This window comes from Streptomyces sp. 2P-4, from assembly GCF_030167965.1.
Lineage (GTDB): Bacteria > Actinomycetota > Actinomycetes > Streptomycetales > Streptomycetaceae > Streptomyces > Streptomyces globosus_A.
Map to the genome: position 1 here is coordinate 5397985 of NZ_CP095011.1, position 21795 is coordinate 5419779.

The window sequence follows — 21795 nt, forward strand, 5'->3', positions numbered from 1 at the left end:
GCGGAGCCGGCCGGCGGCCGCGGGCTGTCACTGCTTGGCCGAGGCCTTCCTGGCGGCCGCCTTGGAGGCGGGCTTCGCGGCGGCCTTGCCGGCGGGGGCGGCCGCTTCGCCGCCGTCCCCGGCGCCGTCGCCCTCCGCCGCCTGGGCGGCCGCGGCGGGCGCGGCCGGGGCAGGGGAGTCCTGCGCCGCCCGCAGCTTCGCCACGCCGAACTTCAGCGCGGACTCGTACGTGTTGTCCGGGTCCAGCCGGCGCAGCTCCTCCGCCAGCAGCTCGGCCGTCTCGCGGCGCTTGAGCGCCACACTGCGGTCGGGCTGGCCCGGCATGCACAGCGTGGCCAGCGAGCCGTCCGCGCGGCCCAGGAGGATCTCGCCCTCCTTCGTCTCCAGGCGGACCGCCGTCAGGCCGGGGCCCGACGACAGCGTGCGCTCGACGGGCACCTTCAGACGGTCCGCCAGCCACATGGCCAGCAGCTCGCAGGACGGGTTCTCGTCCTCGCCCTCGACGGTCGCCGAGACCAACTCGAAGGCCTGCTGGTCCAGGGCCGCCGCCAGCATGGAGCGCCACGGCGTGATCCGGGTCCAGGACAGGTCCGTGTCCCCGGGCGCGTACGTCTGCGCCCGCTCCGCGAGCGCCCCTATCGGGTCCTCGCAGGCGTACGTGTCGCTGATGCGGCGCTGCCCGAGCGCGCCCAGCGCACTGCCCGCCAGGTCCGAGGGCGCGCCCTCGGGCCACCAGACGACGACCGGCGCGTCCGGCAGCAGCAGGGGGAGGACCACCGAGTCGGCGTGGTGGACGAGCTCGCCGTGGAGGCGGAGCACGACCGTCTCGCCGGTGCCCGCGTCCGCGCCGACCCGGACCTCCGCGTCGAGGCGGGCGTCGCGGCGGCTGCGGGCCGAGCGGCTGACCCGCTTGATCACGACGATGATCCGCGAGGGGTGCTCGTGGGACGCGTCGTTCGCCGACTTCAGCGCGTCGTACGCGTTCTCCTCGTCGGTCACGATCACCAGCGTGAGGACCATGCCGATGGCCGGCGTGCCGATGTCGCGGCGGGCCTGCACCAGCGCGGCGTTGATCTTGCTGGAGGTGGTCTCCGTGAGGTCGATCTTCATGGCCGGCGCCAGCTCCGTCCGTCTCGTGCGAGCATCTCGTCCGCCTCGATCGGCCCCCAGGTCCCCGCCGCGTACTGCGCGGGCCTGCCGTGCCTGTCCCAGTACTCCTCGATCGGGTCGAGGATGTTCCAGGACAGCTCGACCTCCTGGTGGCGCGGGAAGAGGTTCGCGTCGCCCAGCAGGACGTCCAGGATGAGGCGCTCGTACGCCTCGGGGCTCGACTCCGTGAAGGACTCGCCGTACGCGAAGTCCATCGTGACGTCCCGGACCTCCATCGAGGTGCCCGGGACCTTGGAGCCGAAGCGGACCGTGACGCCCTCGTCCGGCTGGACCCGGATGACCAGGGCGTTCTGCCCCAGCTCCTCGGTCGCGCCCGACTCGAACGGCAGGTACGGAGCCCGCTTGAAGACCACCGCGATCTCCGTCACCCGGCGGCCCAGGCGCTTGCCCGTCCGCAGGTAGAACGGCACGCCCGCCCAGCGGCGGTTGTTGATCTCCAGGCGGATCGCCGCGTACGTGTCCGTCTTGGACTTCGGGTCGATGCCGTCCTCTTCGAGGTAGCCGACGACCTTCTCGCCGCCCTGCCACGCCGAGGTGTACTGGCCGCGCACGGTGTGCTTGCCCAGGTCCTCGGGGATCTGGACGGCGCTGAGCACCTTCAGCTTCTCCGCCACCAGCGCCTTGGGGTGGAAGGAGCCCGGCTCCTCCATCGCCGTCAGCGCGAGCAGCTGGAGCAGGTGGTTCTGGATGACGTCGCGGGCGGCGCCGATGCCGTCGTAGTACCCGGCCCGGCCGCCGATGCCGATGTCCTCGGCCATGGTGATCTGCACGTGGTCCACGTAGGACCGGTTCCAGATCGGCTCGAACATCGTGTTCGCGAAGCGGAGCGCCAGGATGTTCTGGACGGTCTCCTTGCCCAGGTAGTGGTCGATGCGGAAGACCTCGTCCCGCGGGAACACCTCGTGGACGACCTTGTTGAGCTCCTCGGCGCTCTTCAGGTCGTGCCCGAAGGGCTTCTCGATGACGGCGCGCCGCCAGGAGCCCTCCTTCTGGGCGAGCCCGTGGTCCTTGAGCTGCTGGACCACCTTGGGGAACCACTTCGGCGGCACCGACAGGTAGAAGGCGAAGTTCCCGCCCGTCCCCTGCTGCTTGTCGAGCTCCTCGATCGTCGCCTTCAGCGTCTCGAACGCCTGGTCGTCGTCGAAGTCGCCCTGGACGAAGCGGCAGCCCTGCACCAGCTGCTGCCAGACCTCCTCCCGGAAGGGGGTGCGCGAGTGCTGCTTGACGGCCTCGTACACCTCCTGGGCGAAGTCCTCGTGCTCCCACTCACGGCGGGCGAAGCCGATGAGGGAGAAGCCCGGCGGGAGCAGGCCGCGGTTGGCCAGGTCGTAGACGGCAGGCATCAGCTTCTTGCGCGACAGGTCACCCGTAACGCCGAAAATGACCAGGCCGGACGGCCCCGCGATACGCGGGAGCCGCCGGTCCTGTGCGTCACGAAGCGGGTTCGCTCCGTTTACAGACAAGGTGTTCAGGCCTCCGTGGGAGCGAGGCGCTCCAGCTCCGCCTCGGTGGACTTCAGCAGGTCGTTCCAGGACGCCTCGAACTTCTCGACGCCCTCGTCCTCCAGCAGCTGAACCACATCGTCGTACGAGATGCCGAGCTCCGCGACCGCGGCGAGCACCCGGCGGGACTCGTCGTAGGTGCCGCGGACGGTGTCGCCGGTCACCTGGCCGTGGTCGGCGGCCGCCTCCAGGGTGGCCTCCGGCATCGTGTTGACCGTGTTCGGGGCGACCAGGTCGTCCACGTACAGGGTGTCCTTGTACGCCGGGTCCTTGACGCCGGTCGAGGCCCACAGCGGGCGCTGCTTGTTGGCGCCCAGGCGCTCCAGGGCGGCCCAGCGGTCGGAGGAGAAGACCTCCTCGTACGCCTCGTAGGCCAGGCGGGCGTTGGCGAGGGCCGACTTGCCCTTCAGGGCCTTGGCCTCGTCGGTGCCGACGCCGTCCAGGCGCTTGTCGATCTCGGAGTCCACGCGGGAGACGAAGAACGACGCGACCGAGTGGATCTCGGAGAGGTCCAGGCCCGCGGACCGGGCCTTCTCCAGGCCCGCCACGTAGGCGTCCATGACCTCGCGGTAGCGCTCCAGCGAGAAGATCAGCGTGACGTTGACGCTGATGCCCCGGCCGATGACCTCGGTGATCGCCGGCAGGCCGGCCTTGGTGGCGGGGATCTTGATCAGCGTGTTCGGGCGGTCCACCAGCCAGGCGAGCTGCTTGGCCTCGGCGATGGTCGCCGCCGTGTTGTGGGCCAGCCGCGGGTCGACCTCGATCGAGACGCGGCCGTCCTGGCCGTCGGTCCGGTCGAAGACCGGCCGCAGGATGTCGGCGGCGTCGCGGACGTCCGCCGTGGTGATCATGCGGATGGCCTCGTCGACGGTGACCTTGCGGGCTGCGAGGTCGGCGAGCTGCTGCTCGTAGCCGTCGCCGCTGCTGATCGCCTTCTGGAAGATCGACGGGTTCGTGGTGACGCCGACGACGTGCGACTCGTCGATCAGCTCGGCCAGGTTGCCCGACGTGATGCGCTTGCGGGACAGGTCGTCCAGCCAGATCGCCACGCCCTCGTCGGAGAGGCGCTTGAGTGCGTCTGTCATGGGAATTGCATCTCCTACTGGTTCTTGTACCGGCGTCAGCGCGCGGCGGCTTCGAGGGATTCCTTGGCAGCGGCGGTCACGGCCTCCGGGGTGAAGCCGAACTCGCGGAACAGCACCTTCGCGTCGGCGGAGGCGCCGAAGTGCTCCAGCGAGACGATCCGGCCCGCGTCCCCGACGTAGCGGTGCCAGGTCAGGCCGATGCCCGCCTCGACCGCGACACGGGCCTTGACGGACGGCGGCAGCACGCCGTCCTTGTAGGCCTGGTCCTGCTCCTCGAACCACTCGACGGACGGCATCGACACCACGCGGGTCGGGATGCCCTCGGCCTGGAGCGCCTCGCGGGCTGCGACGGCGAGCTGGACCTCGGAGCCGGTGCCGATGAGCACGACCTGCGGCTCGCCGCCCTCGGCCTCGAAGAGGACGTAGCCGCCCTTGGCGGCGTCCTCGTTCGGCTCGTACACGGGGACGCCCTGGCGGGTGAGGGCCAGGCCGTGCGGGGTGCCCTTGCCGAACACCTTGGTGTGGCGGCGCAGGATCTCGCGCCAGGCGACGGCCGTCTCGTTGGCGTCGGCCGGGCGGACCAGCGCGAGGCCCGGGATGGCGCGCAGCGAGGCGAGGTGCTCGATCGGCTGGTGGGTCGGGCCGTCCTCGCCGAGGCCGATCGAGTCGTGCGTCCACACGTAGGTGACCGGCAGGTGCATCAGGGCGGACAGGCGGACCGCGTTGCGCATGTAGTCGGAGAACACCAGGAAGGTGCCGCCGTAGATGCGGGTGTGGCCGTGCAGGGCGATGCCGTTCATGGCCGCGGCCATGGCGTGCTCGCGGATGCCGAAGTGGATGGTGCGGCCGTACGGGTCGGCCTCCGGCAGCGGGTTGCCCTTCGGCAGGAACGAGGAGTTCTTGTCGATGGTGGTGTTGTTCGAGCCGGCCAGGTCGGCCGAGCCGCCCCACAGCTCCGGGATGACGGCGCCGAGCGCCTGCAGGACCTTGCCGGAGGCGGCGCGGGTGGCGACGGAGGAGCCGGGCTCGAAGACGGGGAGCGCGTCCTCCCAGCCCTCGGGCAGCTCGTTCGCGTTGATCCGGTCGAACGCGGCGGCGCGCTCCGGGTTGGCGGTGCGCCAGGCGGAGAAGTCCTTCTCCCACTCGGCCTTGGCCTCGCGGCCGCGGTCCAGCGCCTTGCGGGTGTGGGCGATGACCTCGTCGGAGACCTCGAAGGCCTGCTCCGGGTCGAAGCCGAGGACGCGCTTGGTGGCCGCGACCTCGTCGTCGCCGAGGGCGGAGCCGTGGGCGGCCTCGGTGTTCTGGGCGTGCGGGGCCGGCCAGGCGATGATCGAGCGCATCGCGATGAAGGACGGGCGCTCCGTCTCGGCCTTGGCGGCGGCCAGGGCCGCGTACAGGGCGGCGGGGTCGATGTCGCCGTTGGCCTGCTGCTCGATGCGCTGGACGTGCCAGCCGTAGGCCTCGTACCGCTTGAGGGTGTCCTCGGAGACGGCCGTCTCCGTGTCGCCCTCGATGGAGATGTGGTTGTCGTCCCACAGCAGGACGAGGTTGCCGAGCTTCTGGTGGCCCGCGAGCGAGGACGCCTCGGCGGAGATGCCCTCCTGGAGGCAGCCGTCGCCGGCGATGGCGTACACCATGTGGTCGAAGGGGGAGGCACCCGGGGCGGCCTCGGGGTCGAACAGGCCGCGCTCGTAGCGGGCGGCCATGGCCATGCCCACCGCGTTGGCGACGCCCTGGCCCAGCGGGCCGGTGGTGGTCTCGACGCCGGCCGTGTGGCCGTACTCCGGGTGGCCCGGGGTCTTCGAGCCCCAGGTGCGGAACGACTTGAGGTCGTCCAGCTCCAGGCCGAAGCCGGCCAGGTACAGCTGGGTGTAGAGGGTCAGCGAGGAGTGTCCGGCGGAGAGCACGAAACGATCGCGGCCGACCCACTCGGGGTCGGCCGGGTCGTGCCGCATCACCTTCTGGAAGAGCGTGTAAGCGGCGGGGGCCAGGCTCATGGCCGTGCCGGGGTGGCCGTTTCCGACCTTCTGGACCGCGTCCGCGGCCAGGATGCGGGCGGTGTCCACCGCGCGCTGGTCCAGTTCGGTCCAATCGAGCTCTGTGGTCGTCGGCTTCGTGCTCACCGTGGGTCAGGGCTCCTCTCCACATGTCTGTTCCCGGTGACGTACGGTGCACCGGCGCGATTCCGAGCCTACCCCCGCCACGGCGTGCAGCTATTCGAGTGCCCGCAGTCCGTCACAACGTCGCCGCCCCCGATCGGGCCAACACGAGGCGACCCCCGCGCAGGGCGACACAAGTGCAACGTCTACAGTGGCGTGGTACGCGCAAGCCTTTACGGGCCCCTATGCCCGGAGCTTGCTGGTTTCTCTGTCAGGGGTGTGCGTGACGGCCGTCGAATCCCGTCCATCGGGGGTGCTCGGGACGAGCCCCGGGCACCGGCCGTTCGGGGCCCGTGCCATGGCTTTTGTGGCTTTGACCAAGCCGAGGATCATCGAACTTCTGCTGATCACCACAGTGCCGGTGATGTTCCTCGCGGAGCAGGGAGTGCCCTCGCTCTGGCTGGTCCTGGCCACGTGCTTCGGCGGCTACATGTCCGCGGGCGGCGCCAACGCCCTGAACATGTACATCGACCGCGACATCGACGCGCTGATGGACCGCACCTCGCAGCGGCCGCTCGTGACCGGCATGGTCAGCCCGCGGGAGTGCCTCGTCTTCGGCATCACCCTCGGTGTGGTCTCCACGGTGTGGTTCGGACTGCTCGTCAACTGGCTGTCCGCCGCGCTCGCCCTCGGCGCGCTCCTCTTCTACGTCGTCGTCTACACGATGCTGCTGAAGCGGCGCACCACCCAGAACATCGTCTGGGGCGGCATCGCCGGATGCATGCCGGTGCTCATCGGCTGGTCCTCGGTCCGCAACGAGGTCTCCTGGGCCGCCGTCATCCTCTTCCTCGTCATCTTCTTCTGGACCCCGCCGCACTACTGGCCGCTGTCCATGAAGGTGGCCGACGACTACGCGCGCGTCGGCGTGCCCATGCTGCCGGTCGTCGCCGGCAACCGGGCCGTGGCGCGGCAGATCGTCGCCTACAGCTGGGTGATGGTCGCCGTCTCGCTGCTGCTCACCCCCCTGGGGTACACCGGCTGGTTCTACACGGCGGTCGCGCTGGCGGCCGGCGGCTGGTGGCTGTGGGAGGCGCACGCGCTGCACGCGCGCGCCAAGGCGGGCGTGACCGGCGCGAAGCTGAAGGAGATGCGCCTGTTCCACTGGTCCATCACCTACGTGTCGCTCCTGTTCGTGGCCGTGGCCGTGGATCCCTTCCTCCGCTGATTACCCGCGGGTAGCATGCTGTCCATGGCAGACACCACCCCCGCGGTCGCCGCGGACAAGAAGCAGGAGCGGGCCGCCGCGAAGCTGGCCAAGCAGATCGGGGCGTTCGCCAAGGAGCACGGCGGCGCCGAGGGGCACCTCGCGCACATCGGCCAGGCCGGCACCCGGATCGTGCTGGTCGGCACCGACGGCGCCTGGGGCGACCTCGTCGCGCCGACCCACGCCGCCGCGGCCCTGGCCGCGGAGAAGGCCGCCCTCACCCTCCACGAGGAGTTCGACGGCGACTTCGCCGCACGCGTGAAGACCGGCCCCTACGAGTGGAACCGCATGGCGGGCCTCCAGCTCGGCGGGAGCCGGCCGGCGGCCTGACGCCGCCCCGCGGACGCCGTCAACGCGAAAGCCCCGCACCCCGCCCGGAACGGGCTGGTGTGCGGGGCTTTCGCGTTGACGCCTGCCGGCCCCGGGCTCCCGGGGCCGGCAGGCGCCTCATCAGGCCGCCGAGAGCGACGCTTCGGCCGGGGCCGGGGCGCCGGCCGGGAGGTGCGGCCGCTCGCGCAGGCTCAGCGCCACGCGCAGGACCGCGATCCACACCAGGCAGGACCCGAGCATGTGCGCCGCGACCAGCACCTCGGGCAGGTCGGTGAAGAACTGGACGTAGCCGACGGCGCCCTGCGCGAGCAGGACCACCAGCAGGTCGCGGGCCCGGGCCCGGGTGTCCTCGGGGGCGTCCACCACGCGCAGCACCAGCCACATCGCGACCGCCAGCGCGCACACCAGCCAGGCGGCGATCGCGTGGACGTGCGCCGTGGCCTCCCAGTCGAGCGGCATCCGCTTGATCTCGCTGCTGTCGCCGGCGTGCGGGCCGGAGCCGGTCACGACCGTGCCCGCGGCGATCAGCACGGCGGTCGTCGCGAGCAGCGCCCAGGACAGCTTGCGCACCGGGGCGGGCACCCGCGGCCGGGTCGGGGCGTCGCCCTCGCCGGTGCGGTGCCAGGTCACCACGGTGACCGAGATCAGCGTGGTGGCGAGCAGGAAGTGCCCGGCGACGCTGTACGGGTTCAGGCCCGTCATCACGGTGATCCCGCCGAGCACCGCGTTGGCCAGGACGATGGCGAACTGCAGCCAGCCGAGCCGGGTGAGGGAGCGGCGCCACGGCTTGGCCGAGCGCGCCGCGAGGATGCACCAGCCCACGGCAGCGGACAGCACGTACGTCAGCATCCGGTTGCCGAACTCGATCGCCCCGTGCAGTCCCTGCTCCGGCGTCGCCACCAGGCTGTCGTCGGTGCACTTGGGCCACGTGTCGCAGCCGAGGCCGGATCCGGTCAGGCGTACGGCTCCGCCGGTGACGACGATGGCCACGCTCATGAGCAGGGCGGCGAACGCGGCGCGCCGGACGGTCCGGGGTGACGGGGTCCAGCGGCGCGCGAGGTAAGCGAGTGGGGTCAACACGGCGCTTATCGTACGCGGCGCCTTGTGCAAACTTTCACGAGGGGGTGTCGCCCGGGCGGCGCGCCGCGGACTCCGGGCCGGAGACGTACCGGAAGCGGGCGCCGGCCGGATCGCCCTCCTCGTGCCACCACACCCGCAGCCGCCAGTGCGTCCCGTCCCCCGGGTAGTGGGGGGAGATCCGGAAGCCGCGCACCAGCTCCGCGCCGAACTCCTCGGCCGTGCGGTGGCGGACCTCGGCGCTGCCCTGCCAGCTGCTGTGCCGGCCACCCCAGAGCCCGTCGGCGCCGCGGGCCTCGAACCGCCACACCGCCCGCCACGGCGTGACCTCCAGCATGGTGCGGACCTGGTCGGCGCCCAGGTGCAGCCGGGCCGCCATCTCCTCCTCCGGCACCCCCTGGATCCGGGCGGCCACCACGGCCTGCGGCAGCAGCCGCCCCGGCAGCAGGCCGCGGGCCCGCAGACCCACCAGGGAGCCGAAGGACAGGAAGCGCAGGCGCAGCTCCAGCTGCCGGCCTATGTGGTCGAGGGCCTCCTCCGCGTCGGCCGCGCCCGCGGAGCCGGGATCGGCCAGCAGCAGTGCCCGGAAGGCGCCCTCGGCCTCCACCGCGCGTGCCGCGGCCTCCTCGGCCAGGCCCAGCTCGGCGAGCCGGTCGCCGAGGAACACCAGGGCCTGGGCGAGGCCGCGCCGGTTGACCGGATCCTCCTGGTCCAGGCCGCTCCACACCCCGACCGCGGTGCGCGTCAGGTCCAGGGCGCGCTCGCCGGCCGCCCGCTCCATCGCCCCCGGCCCGTCCTCGGCGGCCGCACCGAGCGGGTGCAGCGGCAGCCGGTCGGGGCCGCTCAGCGGCCACGCCAGCCAGACGCCCTGGTTGATCAGCAGCCGGGCGTACCAGCGGGCGTACTGCGGGGAGTGGCCCGCGGCCTGCCGTGCGTACCCCAGCCCCTCCTCCACGGCCGCCAGCGCCCCGGCCCGGTCACCGCCGGCGAAGCGCCGCGCCGCCAGGTCGCCCAGGCGCAGCCCCAGCCGCGCCGCGCACTCCGGATCGGTCCCGGCCGGCCCGCGCAGGGCCCCGATGAGCTCCCCCAGCAGCGCCTCGGCCTCGCCGTACGCCGCCTCCCGGTCCCCCGACCTGATTCCCGCCCACTGCTCGTCCAGCCGCAGTGCGGCCTCCCGCTGCCCCATTTCCGCCCCCCCGGCGTCCTGGTGGTGCGCCACCCCTGTGCTGCGGCGCCCATCGTCCCCCGGGACCAACGTACGGGGCGGGGGATTCACTCCCAGCGGAAGAACCTGGCCGCGGTGCCGAGGCCCAGCGCGGCCCACGCCGCGAGGACGGCGGCGTCGCCCCACGGCATCGGCGCGCCGTACCGCAGCACCTCCCGCAGCCCCTCCGACAGCGCGGTGATCGGCAGCAGCCCGAGGACGGACTGCACCGCTCCGGGGAACTTCTCGACCGGCACGATCACCCCGCCGCCGACCAGGAGGAGCAGGAAGACCAGGTTCGCGGCGGCCAGCGTGGCCTCCGCCCTGAGCGTGCCGGCCATCAGCAGTCCCAGCCCCGAGAACGCCGCCGTGCCCAGCAGCACCAGCAGCACCGCCGGCAGCACCCCGCCCTGCGGGGACCAGCCCAGCGCGAAGGCGATCGCCGTCAGCAGGGCGATCTGGAGCACCTCGGTGACCAGCACGCACAGCGTCTTGGCGGCCATCAGCGCCCAGCGCGGCAGCGGCGAGGCCCCGAGCCGCTTGAGCACCCCGTAGCGGCGGTCGAAGCCGGTGGCGATGGCCTGGCCGGTGAACGCGGTCGACATCACCGCCAGCGCGATGACGCCGGGCGCGAGGAAGTCCACGGCCTCCTCCCCGCGGGCCGCGTCGAGCGGCACGGAGACGATGTCGACGGCCGAGAACAGCACGAGCAGCATCGCCGGGATCACCACGGTCAGCAGGAGCTGCTCCCCGTTGCGCAGCAGCATCCGCGTCTCCAGCGCCGTCTGCGCGAGGACCATGCGGGACACGGGCGCGGCCCCCGGGCGGGGGGCGAACGTACCGGCGCTCATGCGCGCAGCTCCTTACCGGTCAGTTCGAGGAAGACGTCTTCGAGGGTGTGCCGCTCCACCGAGAGGCCGTCGGGCATCACCCCGTGCTGGGCGCACCAGGAGGTGACGGTCGCCAGCATCTGGGGGCCGATGTCACCGGTCACGCGGTACACACCGGGGAGGATCTCCGCGGCCTGGGTGCCGTCGGGCAGCGCCTTGAGCAGCGCGGCCAGGTCGAGGGCGGGGCGGCCGGTGAAGCGCAGGGTGTTCTCCGCGCCGCCGCGGCACAGCTGCTCGGGGCTGCCGTGGGCGATCACCCGGCCGGCGTCGACGATCGCCACCTCGTCGGCCAGCTGCTCCGCCTCGTCCATGTGGTGGGTGGTGAGGACGACGCCGACCCCGTCGGCGCGCAGTTCCCGTACGAGCTCCCAGGTCGCCCGGCGGGCCTGCGGGTCCAGACCGGCGGTGGGCTCGTCCAGGAAGACCAGCTCGGGGCGGCCCACCACGGCCATGGCCAGCGACAGCCGCTGCTGCTGGCCGCCCGAGAGGCGGCGGTAGGGGGTGCGGCCGCAGCTCTCCAGGCCCAGCCGCTCCACGAGCGCCGGGACGTCGAGCGGGTCGGCGTACAGCCGGGCCATGTGGCGGAGCATCTCGACGGCGCGGGCGCCGGAGTACACGCCGCCGGACTGGAGCATGACGCCGATCCGGGGGCGCAGGGCCGAGGCCTCGGCGACCGGGTCGAGGCCGAGGACGCGGACCGTCCCGGCGTCGGGCCGCAGATAGCCCTCGCACGTCTCGATCGTGGTGGTCTTGCCCGCGCCGTTGGGGCCGAGTACGGCGGTGACCTCGCCCCGGCGCACGGTGAGGTCGAGACCGTCCACCGCCGTCTTGGGGCCGTACCGCTTCACCAGTCCGCGGATCTCCACGGCGGGGTCGTTGCTCATGCGGGTGAGTCTACGGAGCAGTCCGGGGCTCCCGGGGCGCCGGGGCGGGGCGCCGGCGGCGCGTGCGGGGCGCCCGGCGCAATCGCGCATCAGTGCTGGTGGGAGAGGGGAGGACGGCCGTCCGGATCACTCTGCGTGGACACCTTAGGTAACCCTTAGTGACGGAGGACACGGGGCGTGGCGTCCGTCACGGCTTGTCGCTGCTCGGCTAATTACGCAACAATGGCGTTGTGAAATACAGCGAACGGCTGACCGAGGCCCCCCAGGGGGAGCTCGCTACCGGGGAGCGGTCCACCCGCAACCGGGTCGCGCGCTCCATCCTGGACCACGGCCCGTCCACCGTCGCCGACCTCGCGGCGCGCCTCGGCCTCACCCAGGCCGCAGTCCGCCGCCACCTGGACACCCTGGTCACCGACGGCGTCGTCGAAGCCCGCGAACAGCGGGTCTACGGCGCGCGCACCCGGGGCCGGCCCGCCAAGGTCTTCGCCCTCACCGACTGCGGCCGCGACGCCTTCGACCAGTCGTACGACTCGCTCGCCGCGGACGCCCTGCGCTGGATCGCGCAGTCCGCCGGCGGCGGCGAACAGGGCGAGGCCGCCGTGGCCGCCTTCGCGCGGGCCCGCATGGAGGCGCAGGCCGAGGCCTACCGTGCGTCCGTCGAGGCCGCTGCCCCCGGGGACCGCACCGAGGCCCTCGCCAGGGCGCTGACCGCGGACGGGTACGCTGCCACGGCGAAGAGCGCTCCCGGTCCGCACAGCGGAGAACAGCTCTGCCAGCACCACTGCCCGGTGGCCCACGTAGCCGGGCAGTTCCCGCAGCTCTGCGAGGCGGAGACCGAGGTCTTCTCCCGCCTGCTCGGGACCCACGTGCAGCGCCTCGCCACCATCGCCCACGGCGACGGGGTGTGCACGACGTTCATCCCGCGTGGCGCGGGCACAGCACAGTCCAACTCATCAGCATCTGCAAGCACGGCCGGGAGGAACCCCGCATGACCACGGAGACTGCTCACCCTGAGCTCGAGGGTCTGGGCAACTACGAGTACGGCTGGGCCGACTCCGACGCGGCCGGCCAGGCGGCGAAGCGCGGCCTGTCCGAAGACGTCGTCCGGGACATCTCGGCGAAGAAGAACGAGCCCGAGTGGATGCTGAAGCTCCGCCTCAAGGGCCTCAAGCTCTTCGACAAGAAGCCCATGCCGACCTGGGGCTCCGACCTGTCGGGCATCGACTTCGACAACATCAAGTACTTCGTGCGGTCCACCGAGAAGCAGGCCGAGTCCTGGGAGGACCTGCCGGAGGACATCAAGAACACGTACGACAAGCTCGGCATCCCGGAGGCGGAGAAGCAGCGCCTCGTCGCCGGTGTCGCCGCCCAGTACGAGTCCGAGGTCGTCTACCACCAGATCCGCGAGGACCTGGAGGCCCAGGGCGTCATCTTCCTCGACACCGACACCGCCCTGAAGGAGCACCCGGAGCTCTTCCAGGAGTACTTCGGCACCGTCATCCCGGTCGGCGACAACAAGTTCGCGTCGCTGAACACCGCGGTCTGGTCCGGCGGCTCCTTCATCTACGTGCCCAAGGGCGTCCACGTGGACATCCCGCTCCAGGCCTACTTCCGTATCAACACGGAGAACATGGGCCAGTTCGAGCGGACGCTGATCATCGTGGACGAGGACGCCTACGTCCACTACGTCGAGGGCTGCACCGCCCCCATCTACTCCTCCGACTCGCTGCACAGCGCCGTCGTCGAGATCATCGTGAAGAAGGGCGGCCGCTGCCGCTACACCACGATCCAGAACTGGTCGAACAACGTCTACAACCTGGTCACCAAGCGCGCCGTGGCCTACGAGGGCGCGACCATGGAGTGGATCGACGGCAACATCGGCTCCAAGGTCACGATGAAGTACCCGGCCGTCTACCTCATGGGCGAGCACGCCAAGGGCGAGACCCTGTCCATCGCCTTCGCGGGCGAGGGCCAGCACCAGGACGCCGGCTCCAAGATGGTCCACATGGCGCCGAACACCTCCTCGAACATCGTCTCCAAGTCGGTGGCGCGCGGCGGCGGCCGCACCTCCTACCGCGGCCTGGTCGAGATCGGCGAGGGCGCCGCCGGCTCCAAGAGCAACGTCCTCTGCGACGCCCTGCTGGTCGACACGGTCTCCCGCTCGGACACGTACCCGTACGTGGACGTCCGCGAGGACGACGTGACCATGGGCCACGAGGCGACCGTCTCCAAGGTCTCCGACGACCAGCTCTTCTACCTGATGCAGCGCGGCATGACCGAGTTCGAGGCCATGGCCATGATCGTGCGCGGCTTCGTCGAGCCCATCGCCAAGGAGCTGCCGATGGAGTACGCGCTGGAGCTGAACCGGCTGATCGAGCTCCAGATGGAGGGCTCGGTCGGCTGACCCCGGCCGCGCGGCGGACCTCCGGCGCAATCTTTGACGTAGGCAGTGTTCTTTCAAGAGAGTGAGCAACACGACAGCCATGGCTGAGGCTCAGAACATCCCGGTGGGCTCCACCACCGCCGGCTCGATCGCGGTGGCCGCGGAGTCCACCGTCGCCACCAGGATGAGCGCGCCGCCGTCCTTCGACGTGGCGGACTTCCCCATCCCGCACGGCCGGGAGGAGGAGTGGCGCTTCACCCCGCTGGGCCGGCTGCGCGGCCTGCACGACGGCACCGCCGCCGCGGACGGCGCCATCAAGGCGCAGATCGACGCGCCGGAGGGCGTCACCGTCGAGACGGTCGAGCGCGGCGACGAGCGCATCGGCAAGGCCGGCACCCCGGTGGACCGGGTCGCCGCCCAGGCCTTCTCCTCCTTCGCCAAGGCCACGGTCGTCACCGTGCCCAAGGAGACCGTGCTCACCGAGCCGATCCGCGTCGCCCTGCACGGCGAGGGCGGCACGACCTTCGGCCACACCGTCTTCGACATCAAGCCGTTCGCCGAGGCGATCATCGTCATCGACCACACCGGTGACGGCGTCCGCGCCGCCAACGTCGACATCCTCGTCGGCGACGGCGCCAAGGTGACGTTCGTGTCCGTCCAGGACTGGGACGACACCGCCGTCCACACCTCGCAGCACAACGCGCTGCTCGGCCGCGACGCGACCTTCAAGTCCGTCGTCGTGACCTTCGGCGGCGACCTCGTCCGCATCCACCCGCGCGTGCGCTACGCCGGCCCCGGCGGCGAGGCCGAGCTGCTCGGCGTCTACTTCACCGACGCCGGCCAGCACCAGGAGCACCGCCTCCTCGTCACGCACGACGCCCCGCACTGCAAGTCCCACGTGGTCTACAAGGGCGCCCTGCAGGGCCAGGACGCCCACGCGGTCTGGATCGGCGACGTCCTCATCGAGAAGAGCGCCGAGGGCACCGACACCTACGAGATGAACCGCAACCTCGTCCTCACGGACGGCGCGCGGGTCGACTCCGTCCCCAACCTGGAGATCGAGACCGGCGAGATCGTCGGCGCCGGCCACGCCTCCGCGACCGGCCGCTTCGACGACGAGCAGCTCTTCTACCTCCAGGCCCGCGGCATCCCGGCCGACGAGGCCCGCCGCCTCGTGGTCCGCGGCTTCTTCGCGGAACTCGTCCAGCAGATCGGTGTCGACGACATCGAGGAGCGCCTGATCGCCAAGATCGAGGCAGAGCTCGAGGCGTCCGTCTGATGACGTACGTCAAGGCCTGTGCGCTCAGCGAGCTGGAGGAGAACACCCCCAAGCGGGTGGAGCTCGACGGCACGCCGGTGTCCATCGTCGCCACCGAGGGATCGGTGTACGCGATCAACGACATCTGCTCGCACGCGAACGTCTCCCTCTCGGAGGGCGAGGTCGAGGACTGCATGATCGAGTGCTGGCTGCACGGGTCGGCGTTCGACCTGCGCACCGGCAAGCCGTCCGGGCTGCCCGCGACGCGCCCCGTTCCCGTATACCCCGTAAAGATCGAAGGGGACGACGTGCTCGTCTCCCTCACCCAGGAGTCCTGAGGCACCCATGGCAACGCTTGAAATCCACGACCTGCACGTCTCCGTCGAGGCGGAGAACGGCGCCCGCGAGATCCTCAAGGGTGTCGACCTCACCGTCAAGCAGGGTGAGACGCACGCCATCATGGGCCCCAACGGCTCGGGCAAGTCCACCCTGGCGTACTCCCTCGCCGGCCACCCGAAGTACACCATCACCGGTGGCACGGTGACCCTCGACGGCGAGGACGTCCTGGAGATGTCCGTCGACGAGCGCGCCCGCGCCGGCGTCTTCCTCGCCATGCAGTACCCGGTCGAGGTCCCCGGCGTCTCGGTCTCCAACTTCCTGCGCACCTCCGCCACCGCCGTCCGCGGCGAGGCGCCCAAGCTGCGCACCTGGGTGAAGGAGGTCAAGGAGGCCATGGCCCGTCTGCAGATGGACCCCGCCTTCGCCGAGCGCAACGTGAACGAGGGCTTCTCCGGCGGTGAGAAGAAGCGCCACGAGATCCTCCAGCTGGAGCTCCTGAAGCCGAAGATCGCGATCCTCGACGAGACGGACTCCGGCCTGGACGTCGACGCCCTGCGCATCGTCTCCGAGGGCGTCAACCGCGTCCGCGAGTCCGGCGAGGTCGGCACCCTGCTGATCACCCACTACACGCGTATCCTGCGCTACATCAAGCCCGACTTCGTGCACGTCTTCGCCAACGGGCGCATCGCCGAGTCCGGCGGCGCCGAGCTGGCCGACCAGCTCGAGGCCGAGGGCTACGACAAGTACGTGAAGGGTGGCGCAACGGCGTGACACAGCTGCCCGGCCTCCTCGACATCGAGGCGATCCGCAAGGACTTCCCCCTGCTGGATCGTGTGGTCCACGACGGGAAGAAGGTCGTCTACCTGGACAACGCGGCAACCTCGCAGAAGCCGCGCCAGGTCCTCGACGCGCTGAACGCCTACTACGAACGGCACAACGCCAACGTCCACCGGGGCGTGCACGTGCTCGCCGAGGAGGCCACGGCACTGTACGAAGGCGCCCGCGACAAGGTCGCAGCCTTCGTCAACGCGCCGAGCCGCGACGAGGTGATCTTCACGAAGAACGCCTCCGAGTCGCTCAACCTGGTCGCGAACATGCTCGGCTGGGCCGACGAGCCCTACCGGGTGGACCGCGACACCGAGATCGCCATCACGGAGATGGAGCACCACTCCAACATCGTCCCGTGGCAGCTGCTCTCGCAGCGCACCGGCGCGAAGCTGAAGTGGTTCGGCCTCACCGACGACGGCCGGCTCGACCTGTCCAACATCGAAGAGGTCATCACGGAGAAGACGAAGATCGTCTCCTTCACGCTGGTCTCCAACATCCTGGGCACGGTCAACCCGGTCGAGGCGATCGTCCGGCGGGCCCAGGAGGTCGGCGCGCTCGTGCTGGTCGACGCCTCCCAGGCCGCCCCGCACATGCCCCTGGACGTCCAGGCCCTCGGCGCCGACTTCGTGGCCTTCACCGGCCACAAGATGTGCGGCCCGACCGGCATCGGCGTCCTGTGGGGCCGCCAGGAGCTCCTGGAGGACCTCCCCCCGTTCCTCGGCGGCGGCGAGATGATCGAGACCGTCTCGATGCACTCCTCGACGTACGCCCCGGCGCCCCACAAGTTCGAGGCGGGTACGCCCCCGATCGCGCAGGCCGTCGGCCTCGGCGCGGCCGTGGACTACCTCACCTCGATCGGCATGGACAAGATCGCCGCGCATGAGCACGCGATCACCGAGTACGCCGTCCGGCGCCTGCTGGAGGTCCCCGACCTGCGCATCATCGGCCCGACGACGGCCGAGGACCGCGGAGCCGCGATCTCCTTCACGCTCGGCGACATCCACCCGCACGACGTGGGCCAGGTGCTCGACGAGCAGGGCATCGCCGTCCGCGTGGGCCACCACTGCGCGCGCCCGGTCTGCCTGCGGTACGGAATTCCTGCGACCACGCGGGCGTCTTTCTACCTGTACTCCTCTCCGGCCGACGTCGACGCACTGGTCGACGGGCTGGAGCACGTACGCAACTTCTTCGGCTGACCGGGGAAGACGAGGGTGACGAAGACGGAGCCGCAGTGAAGCTGGATTCGATGTACCAGGAGCTGATCCTGGACCACTACAAGCACCCGCACGGGCGCGGCCTGCGCGAGGGCGACGCCGAGGTGCACCACGTCAACCCGACGTGCGGCGACGAGATCACGCTGCGCGTGAAGTACGACGGGGAGACGCTCGCCGACGTCTCCTACGAGGGCCAGGGCTGCTCCATCAGCCAGGCCAGCGCGTCCGTGCTGAACGAGCTGCTCGTGGGGAAGAAGCTGTCCGAGGCGCAGCGGATCCAGGAGACCTTCCTGGAGCTGATGCAGTCCAAGGGCAAGATCGAGCCCGACGAGGCCATGGAGGAGGTGCTGGAGGACGCGGTCGCGTTCGCCGGCGTCTCGAAGTACCCCGCACGGGTGAAGTGCGCCCTGCTGAGCTGGATGGCGTGGAAGGACGCGACGGCCCAGGTGCTGGGCGACGCGGAGAGGAAGACGGCATGACCGAGAACGCGACCCCCGAGGCGTCGATCAAGCCGGCCACCGAGGAGGAGGTCCGCGAGGCCCTCTACGACGTGGTCGACCCCGAGCTGGGTATCGACGTCGTCAACCTGGGCCTGATCTACGGCATCCACATCGACGACGCGAACATCGCCACTCTCGACATGACGCTGACGTCCGCGGCCTGTCCGCTGACCGACGTCATCGAGGACCAGGCGAAGTCGGCGACCGAGGGCATCGTCAACGAGCTGCGCATCAACTGGGTGTGGATGCCGCCGTGGGGCCCGGACAAGATCACGGACGACGGCCGCGAGCAGCTGCGCGCGCTCGGCTTCAACGTCTGAGCCGACCGGTGCGACACGGGAAGGACCCCTGGCACAGGACCTGTGCCGGGGGTCCTTTCTGTCGTGTGCGGGCAGGGCGTGCGCGAGCGGGTCGTGCGCGCGGGTGCGTGCGTCCTGGCCGGCCCGGTCAGGCCGCCGCCCGGACCGCCGCGAGGGCCGCGCCGACGCTCGCCTCGATGTCGGTGACCGGGTAGAACACCTCGCGGACGGTCCGCTCCCGGTCCACGACCAGCGTCAGCCGCTTGATCCGGATCTGCCCCGCCCGGAACGTCGGCAGCCGCAGCGCCGTCGTCAGCGTCAGGCCGGCGTCCGACAGGAGGGGGAAGCGCAGCCTCTCCGCCTCCGCGAACTCCCGCTGCTCGTCGGGCCGCTGGGTGGAGACACCGTGCACGGCGGCACCGGCCGCCGTGAACTCCGCGAGCTGGTCGCGGTACGTGCACGACTCCAGGGTGCACCCCTTGGCCCCCGGGATCCCGGCCCAGCCGGGCGGGTAGGCGTCGGCGCGCGCGTAGGCTCCCGGGAAGCAGTACAGCACTGTGAACGGCAGGGTGCCGTCCACCGGGTCGCGCAGCTCGCCGAAACGATCCGGCAGGAGCATCGCGGGCAGCCGCGTGCCCTTCAGCGCGTTGACCCGGGCCGCCTCGCGCGAGGCCTCGTCCGTTGTGGCGGTCATCTCTCCGTCTCCCAGGACCCAGGTGTCTCCCCAGTCCTGGAGGGCCACCAGGACCGGCAGCAGCCCCCGCCCGCGCGGGGTCAGCCGGTACTCGTGCCGCACCGGGCGCTCCTGGTACGGCTCGCGCGTCAGCACCCCGGCCTCGACCAGCAGCCTGAGGCGCTCGGCCAGGACCTTGCGGGAGACGCCCAGCTCGCGCTGGATCTCCTCGAACCGGTGCAGGCCGCGGGCCGCGTCACGCACGATCAGCAGCGTCCACCAGTCGCCCACGACGTCGAGGGCCTGGGCGATCGCGCAGTCGGCGTCACCGAGGTGTGTGCGCTGGGCCATGGGAACTCCTTCGTCCGTTGACCCAAGGCTGTCATGCTGACATAGTCCGTTCCCAAAAGGAACTCACCTCCGTGGAGAGCGGGGGCGGCGGGGGGCGGGGCGGGCGTGACGAAGGCTTTCAAGGACGTGCCCAGAGCGGTGTGGCTGCTGGCGGCCGGCGTGTTCGCCCACGCCGTCGTCAGCTTCACCTTCGTCTTCGTGTTCCTGTACCTGACAGGCCCCCGCGGCCTCGGCGCCGCGCAGGCGGGCCTCGTCACCGGCCTCGGCGGGCTCGGCCTGGTCGCGGGGAACCTGACCGGCGGCTGGTACGGCGACCGGTTCGGCCACCGCCGGGTGCTGCTCGCCGCGTCCACCGCGGCCGGTATGGCCCTGGCGTCGTTCCCGCTGCTGCCGGGGCCGCTGCTGTGCGCCGCGCTGCCGCTCGCCCAGTACGCCGCGGGCGTCGTCCGTGCGGCGAGCGCGGCGCTGGTCGCCGTGACCGTCCCCGAGGGGGCCCGCCGCCAGGCCTTCGCCGTCGTGCGCTCCGCCTCCAACGGCGGGTTCGTCATCGGTCCGCCGCTGGGCGCGCTGGTCGCGACCGGGCTCTCGTATGACTGGCTCTTCGTCGCCGACGGCCTCGGAACCCTCCTCTTCGCCGTGTGGACCGCCCGTGTCGTCCCCGCGCGCGGCGCCTCCCGGGCAGCGGCCTCGGGTGCCGGCGGCGGCCGGCCCGGGCGCAGCCTGTGGCGGGAGCTACGGGAGCGGCCCGCGGTGCTGGTGGTGCTCGGCGGGGTCCTCGTCACCGACCTCGTCTACCGCCAGCAGTACGGCACCTTCCCCGTCTTCCTCGCCGACCACGGCCTCGACGCCGCCGACTTCGGCTTTGTCATCGCCCTGAACGGCGCGGTGGTCCTGCTGCTGGAGCTGCCGGCCGCCGCGCTGCTGCGCGACCGGCCGCCGCTGCCCGTCATCGGGGCGGGGCTGGTGCTCGTCGGCGCCGGGTACGCCGCGCTGCTGCCCGGCGCGGGGGTGGCCACCGCCGTCCTGATGATCCTCCTGCTCAGCCTCGGGGAGATCCTCTACAAGACCACCGCCACCGCCTATGTCGCCGACCGGGCGCCCGAGCACGCGGCCGGGCGGTTCCAGAGCCTCTACGCGGGCGTCTCCGTCAGCGGCACCGTCCTCGGCCCGCCGCTCGGCGGGGCCCTGTACGCGGCGGCGCCCGGGCTGCTGTGGCCGGTGTGCGCGGCGCTCGCCGGGGGCGCGGGCGCAGCCGTCCTGTACGCCGGGCGGCGCAGGGCGCGCGGGCCGGCGGGGCGCAACGGGCGCCCGGCACATGAGACCGGTTCGCCCCCGCAGGCCGTCGCCGGTTAGGTTTCCGACATGACTGCCACGCGTACCACCGGCGCCGTCGCCGCCGGACTTGCCACCCTCGCCGCCGACGGCACCGTTCTCGACACCTGGTTCCCCGCCCCCGCGCTCGCCGACGAGCCCGGCCCGGCCGGCACCGAGCGCCTCACCGCCGAGCAGGCCGTGAAGCTGCTGGGCACCGCCGCGTCCCAGGCGATCCGCAAGGACGAGGTCCGCGGGGTCGAGGTCGTAGCCGTCCGCACCGTGATCGCCTCCCTGGAGGACAAGCCGCTCGACGCGCACGACGCCTACCTGCGCCTGCACCTCCTCAGCCACCGCCTGGTCAAGCCGCACGGGCAGAACCTCGACGGCGTCTTCGGCCTCCTCGCCAACGTCGCCTGGACCTCGCTCGGCCCCGTCGCCGTCGACCAGGTGGAGACGGTGCGCCTGAACGCGCGCGGCGCGGGCCTGCACCTCCAGGTCACCTCGATTGACAAGTTCCCGCGGATGACGGACTACGTGGCCCCCAAGGGCGTGCGCATCGCCGACGCGGACCGGGTCCGCCTGGGCGCGCACCTCGCCGAGGGCACCACCGTCATGCACGAGGGCTTCGTCAACTTCAACGCCGGCACGCTCGGCACGTCCATGGTCGAGGGCCGCATCTCCGCGGGCGTCGTCATCGGCGACGGCTCCGACATCGGCGGCGGCGCGTCCACCATGGGCACCCTCTCCGGCGGAGGCAAGCAGATCATCTCGATCGGCGAGCGCTGCCTGATCGGCGCCGAGGCGGGCGTCGGCATCGCGCTGGGCGACGAGTGCATCGTCGAGGCCGGGCTGTACGTCACCGCGGGCACCCGCGTGACGCTGCCGGACGGCCAGATCGTCAAGGCGCTGGAGCTGTCCGGCGCCAGCAACATCCTCTTCCGCCGCAACTCGGTCACCGGCACCGTGGAGGCCCGGCCGAACAACGCGGTCTGGGGCGGCCTGAACGAGGTCCTGCACAGCCACAACTGAGGCACTGCCGCAACCGGCCTGCGGGCGCTCCCACCCCGAGCGGGGGAGCGCCCGCAGGCGTGTCCGGGGCCGGCGCGGGCGTCGGCGCGGGCGCAGGTGCAG

At 71.7% G+C, this 21795-nt stretch carries 21 protein-coding genes; 12 read left to right on the forward strand and 9 right to left on the reverse strand.

Annotated elements, in window-relative coordinates:
- Window positions 1–27 precede the first annotated feature (27 nt).
- The 4 genes from opcA to tkt are packed head-to-tail and all read right to left on the reverse strand — an operon-like array spanning window position 28 to window position 5880.
- Window positions 28–1110, reverse strand: coding sequence for a glucose-6-phosphate dehydrogenase assembly protein OpcA (gene opcA, locus MUK52_RS23905; RefSeq protein WP_284579914.1), 1083 nt, complete (start codon window positions 1108–1110; stop codon window positions 28–30).
- Complete coding sequence (gene zwf, locus MUK52_RS23910; protein ID WP_284579915.1) at window positions 1107–2633, reverse strand: glucose-6-phosphate dehydrogenase; 1527 nt, start codon at window positions 2631–2633, stop codon at window positions 1107–1109. The genes opcA and zwf overlap by 4 nt, the downstream gene beginning before the upstream one ends.
- A gap of 5 nt (window positions 2634–2638) precedes the next feature.
- Window positions 2639–3757, reverse strand: coding sequence for a transaldolase (tal, locus tag MUK52_RS23915; RefSeq protein WP_284579916.1), 1119 nt, complete (start codon window positions 3755–3757; stop codon window positions 2639–2641).
- Between the two features lie 35 nt (window positions 3758–3792).
- Window positions 3793–5880, reverse strand: a complete 2088-nt coding sequence (tkt, locus tag MUK52_RS23920) for a transketolase (RefSeq protein ID WP_114057070.1) — start codon at window positions 5878–5880, stop codon at window positions 3793–3795.
- A 259-nt stretch (window positions 5881–6139) separates the two neighbouring features.
- Here tkt and MUK52_RS23925 point away from each other — a divergent pair, with 259 nt between their 5' ends.
- On the forward strand, window positions 6140–7081 hold the full coding sequence (locus MUK52_RS23925; protein ID WP_162793278.1) for a heme o synthase: 942 nt from the start codon (window positions 6140–6142) through the stop codon (window positions 7079–7081).
- A 24-nt stretch (window positions 7082–7105) separates the two neighbouring features.
- Window positions 7106–7450 carry a hypothetical protein gene (locus MUK52_RS23930; RefSeq protein WP_114058850.1) on the forward strand — a complete coding sequence of 115 codons (345 nt, stop codon included), beginning with the start codon at window positions 7106–7108 and terminating at the stop codon, window positions 7448–7450.
- 120 nt (window positions 7451–7570) lie between these two features.
- On the opposite strand, the gene MUK52_RS23935 is transcribed toward MUK52_RS23930, so the two are convergent.
- The 4 genes from MUK52_RS23935 to MUK52_RS23950 form a co-directional block, all read right to left on the reverse strand.
- Window positions 7571–8560, reverse strand: a complete 990-nt coding sequence (locus tag MUK52_RS23935; RefSeq protein WP_284579917.1) for a COX15/CtaA family protein — start codon at window positions 8558–8560, stop codon at window positions 7571–7573.
- 4 nt (window positions 8561–8564) lie between these two features.
- On the reverse strand, window positions 8565–9713 hold the full coding sequence (locus tag MUK52_RS23940) for an amino acid adenylation domain-containing protein (RefSeq protein WP_284579918.1): 1149 nt from the start codon (window positions 9711–9713) through the stop codon (window positions 8565–8567).
- 86 nt (window positions 9714–9799) lie between these two features.
- Window positions 9800–10582 (reverse strand): ABC transporter permease, encoded by a 783-nt coding sequence (locus MUK52_RS23945; RefSeq protein ID WP_284579920.1) that lies wholly within the window; start codon window positions 10580–10582, stop codon window positions 9800–9802.
- Window positions 10579–11505, reverse strand: a complete 927-nt coding sequence (locus tag MUK52_RS23950; protein ID WP_114057067.1) for an ABC transporter ATP-binding protein — start codon at window positions 11503–11505, stop codon at window positions 10579–10581. The genes MUK52_RS23945 and MUK52_RS23950 overlap by 4 nt, the downstream gene beginning before the upstream one ends.
- A 230-nt stretch (window positions 11506–11735) precedes the next feature.
- On the opposite strand from MUK52_RS23950, the gene MUK52_RS23955 reads away from it, so the two are divergent.
- The 8 genes from MUK52_RS23955 to MUK52_RS23990 all read left to right on the forward strand — a co-directional run bounded on the left by MUK52_RS23955 (window position 11736) and on the right by MUK52_RS23990 (window position 18347).
- Window positions 11736–12497 (forward strand): helix-turn-helix transcriptional regulator, encoded by a 762-nt coding sequence (locus MUK52_RS23955; protein ID WP_114057066.1) that lies wholly within the window; start codon window positions 11736–11738, stop codon window positions 12495–12497.
- On the forward strand, window positions 12494–13909 hold the full coding sequence (gene sufB, locus MUK52_RS23960) for a Fe-S cluster assembly protein SufB (protein ID WP_114057065.1): 1416 nt from the start codon (window positions 12494–12496) through the stop codon (window positions 13907–13909). The genes MUK52_RS23955 and sufB overlap by 4 nt, the downstream gene beginning before the upstream one ends.
- A 79-nt stretch (window positions 13910–13988) precedes the next feature.
- Complete coding sequence (gene sufD, locus MUK52_RS23965) at window positions 13989–15167, forward strand: Fe-S cluster assembly protein SufD (RefSeq protein WP_114057064.1); 1179 nt, start codon at window positions 13989–13991, stop codon at window positions 15165–15167.
- Window positions 15167–15484 (forward strand): bifunctional 3-phenylpropionate/cinnamic acid dioxygenase ferredoxin subunit, encoded by a 318-nt coding sequence (locus MUK52_RS23970; RefSeq protein ID WP_114057063.1) that lies wholly within the window; start codon window positions 15167–15169, stop codon window positions 15482–15484. The genes sufD and MUK52_RS23970 overlap by 1 nt, the downstream gene beginning before the upstream one ends.
- Before the next feature lie 7 nt (window positions 15485–15491).
- Window positions 15492–16256: a Fe-S cluster assembly ATPase SufC gene (gene sufC, locus MUK52_RS23975; protein WP_114057062.1), complete on the forward strand. Its 765-nt coding sequence runs from the start codon at window positions 15492–15494 to the stop codon at window positions 16254–16256.
- A complete protein-coding gene (locus tag MUK52_RS23980) occupies window positions 16253–17509 on the forward strand; it encodes a cysteine desulfurase (RefSeq protein ID WP_114057061.1) in 1257 nt (418 codons plus the stop codon). The genes sufC and MUK52_RS23980 overlap by 4 nt, the downstream gene beginning before the upstream one ends.
- Window positions 17510–17544: 35 nt before the next feature.
- A complete protein-coding gene (gene sufU / locus MUK52_RS23985) occupies window positions 17545–18006 on the forward strand; it encodes a Fe-S cluster assembly sulfur transfer protein SufU (protein WP_114057060.1) in 462 nt (153 codons plus the stop codon).
- Window positions 18003–18347: a metal-sulfur cluster assembly factor gene (locus MUK52_RS23990; protein ID WP_007263433.1), complete on the forward strand. Its 345-nt coding sequence runs from the start codon at window positions 18003–18005 to the stop codon at window positions 18345–18347. Before sufU ends, MUK52_RS23990 begins: the two co-directional genes overlap by 4 nt.
- A 127-nt stretch (window positions 18348–18474) precedes the next feature.
- On the opposite strand, the gene MUK52_RS23995 is transcribed toward MUK52_RS23990, so the two are convergent.
- Window positions 18475–19350 (reverse strand): winged helix-turn-helix transcriptional regulator, encoded by an 876-nt coding sequence (locus tag MUK52_RS23995; RefSeq protein WP_114057059.1) that lies wholly within the window; start codon window positions 19348–19350, stop codon window positions 18475–18477.
- Between the two features lie 105 nt (window positions 19351–19455).
- On the opposite strand from MUK52_RS23995, the gene MUK52_RS24000 reads away from it, so the two are divergent.
- On the forward strand, window positions 19456–20703 hold the full coding sequence (locus tag MUK52_RS24000; protein ID WP_284579933.1) for an MFS transporter: 1248 nt from the start codon (window positions 19456–19458) through the stop codon (window positions 20701–20703).
- A gap of 9 nt (window positions 20704–20712) precedes the next feature.
- Window positions 20713–21693: a 2,3,4,5-tetrahydropyridine-2,6-dicarboxylate N-succinyltransferase gene (gene dapD / locus MUK52_RS24005; protein WP_114057058.1), complete on the forward strand. Its 981-nt coding sequence runs from the start codon at window positions 20713–20715 to the stop codon at window positions 21691–21693.
- Window positions 21694–21795 lie beyond the last annotated feature (102 nt).

Bases quoted from the DNA above. Each gene is read 5' to 3' on its own strand.
- opcA (WP_284579914.1), bottom strand. From the start codon at position 1,110: ATGAAGATCGACCTCACGGAGACCACCTCCAGCAAGATCAACGCCGCG.
- tal (WP_284579916.1), bottom strand. From the start codon at position 3,757: ATGACAGACGCACTCAAGCGCCTCTCCGACGAGGGCGTGGCGATCTGG.
- MUK52_RS23930 (WP_114058850.1), top strand. From the start codon at position 7,106: ATGGCAGACACCACCCCCGCGGTCGCCGCGGACAAGAAGCAGGAGCGG.
- MUK52_RS23940 (WP_284579918.1), bottom strand. From the start codon at position 9,713: ATGGGGCAGCGGGAGGCCGCACTGCGGCTGGACGAGCAGTGGGCGGGA.
- MUK52_RS23945 (WP_284579920.1), bottom strand. From the start codon at position 10,582: ATGAGCGCCGGTACGTTCGCCCCCCGCCCGGGGGCCGCGCCCGTGTCC.
- MUK52_RS23950 (WP_114057067.1), bottom strand. From the start codon at position 11,505: ATGAGCAACGACCCCGCCGTGGAGATCCGCGGACTGGTGAAGCGGTAC.
- sufB (WP_114057065.1), top strand. From the start codon at position 12,494: ATGACCACGGAGACTGCTCACCCTGAGCTCGAGGGTCTGGGCAACTAC.
- sufD (WP_114057064.1), top strand. From the start codon at position 13,989: ATGGCTGAGGCTCAGAACATCCCGGTGGGCTCCACCACCGCCGGCTCG.
- MUK52_RS23970 (WP_114057063.1), top strand. From the start codon at position 15,167: ATGACGTACGTCAAGGCCTGTGCGCTCAGCGAGCTGGAGGAGAACACC.
- sufC (WP_114057062.1), top strand. From the start codon at position 15,492: ATGGCAACGCTTGAAATCCACGACCTGCACGTCTCCGTCGAGGCGGAG.
- MUK52_RS23990 (WP_007263433.1), top strand. From the start codon at position 18,003: ATGACCGAGAACGCGACCCCCGAGGCGTCGATCAAGCCGGCCACCGAG.
- MUK52_RS23995 (WP_114057059.1), bottom strand. From the start codon at position 19,350: ATGGCCCAGCGCACACACCTCGGTGACGCCGACTGCGCGATCGCCCAG.
- dapD (WP_114057058.1), top strand. From the start codon at position 20,713: ATGACTGCCACGCGTACCACCGGCGCCGTCGCCGCCGGACTTGCCACC.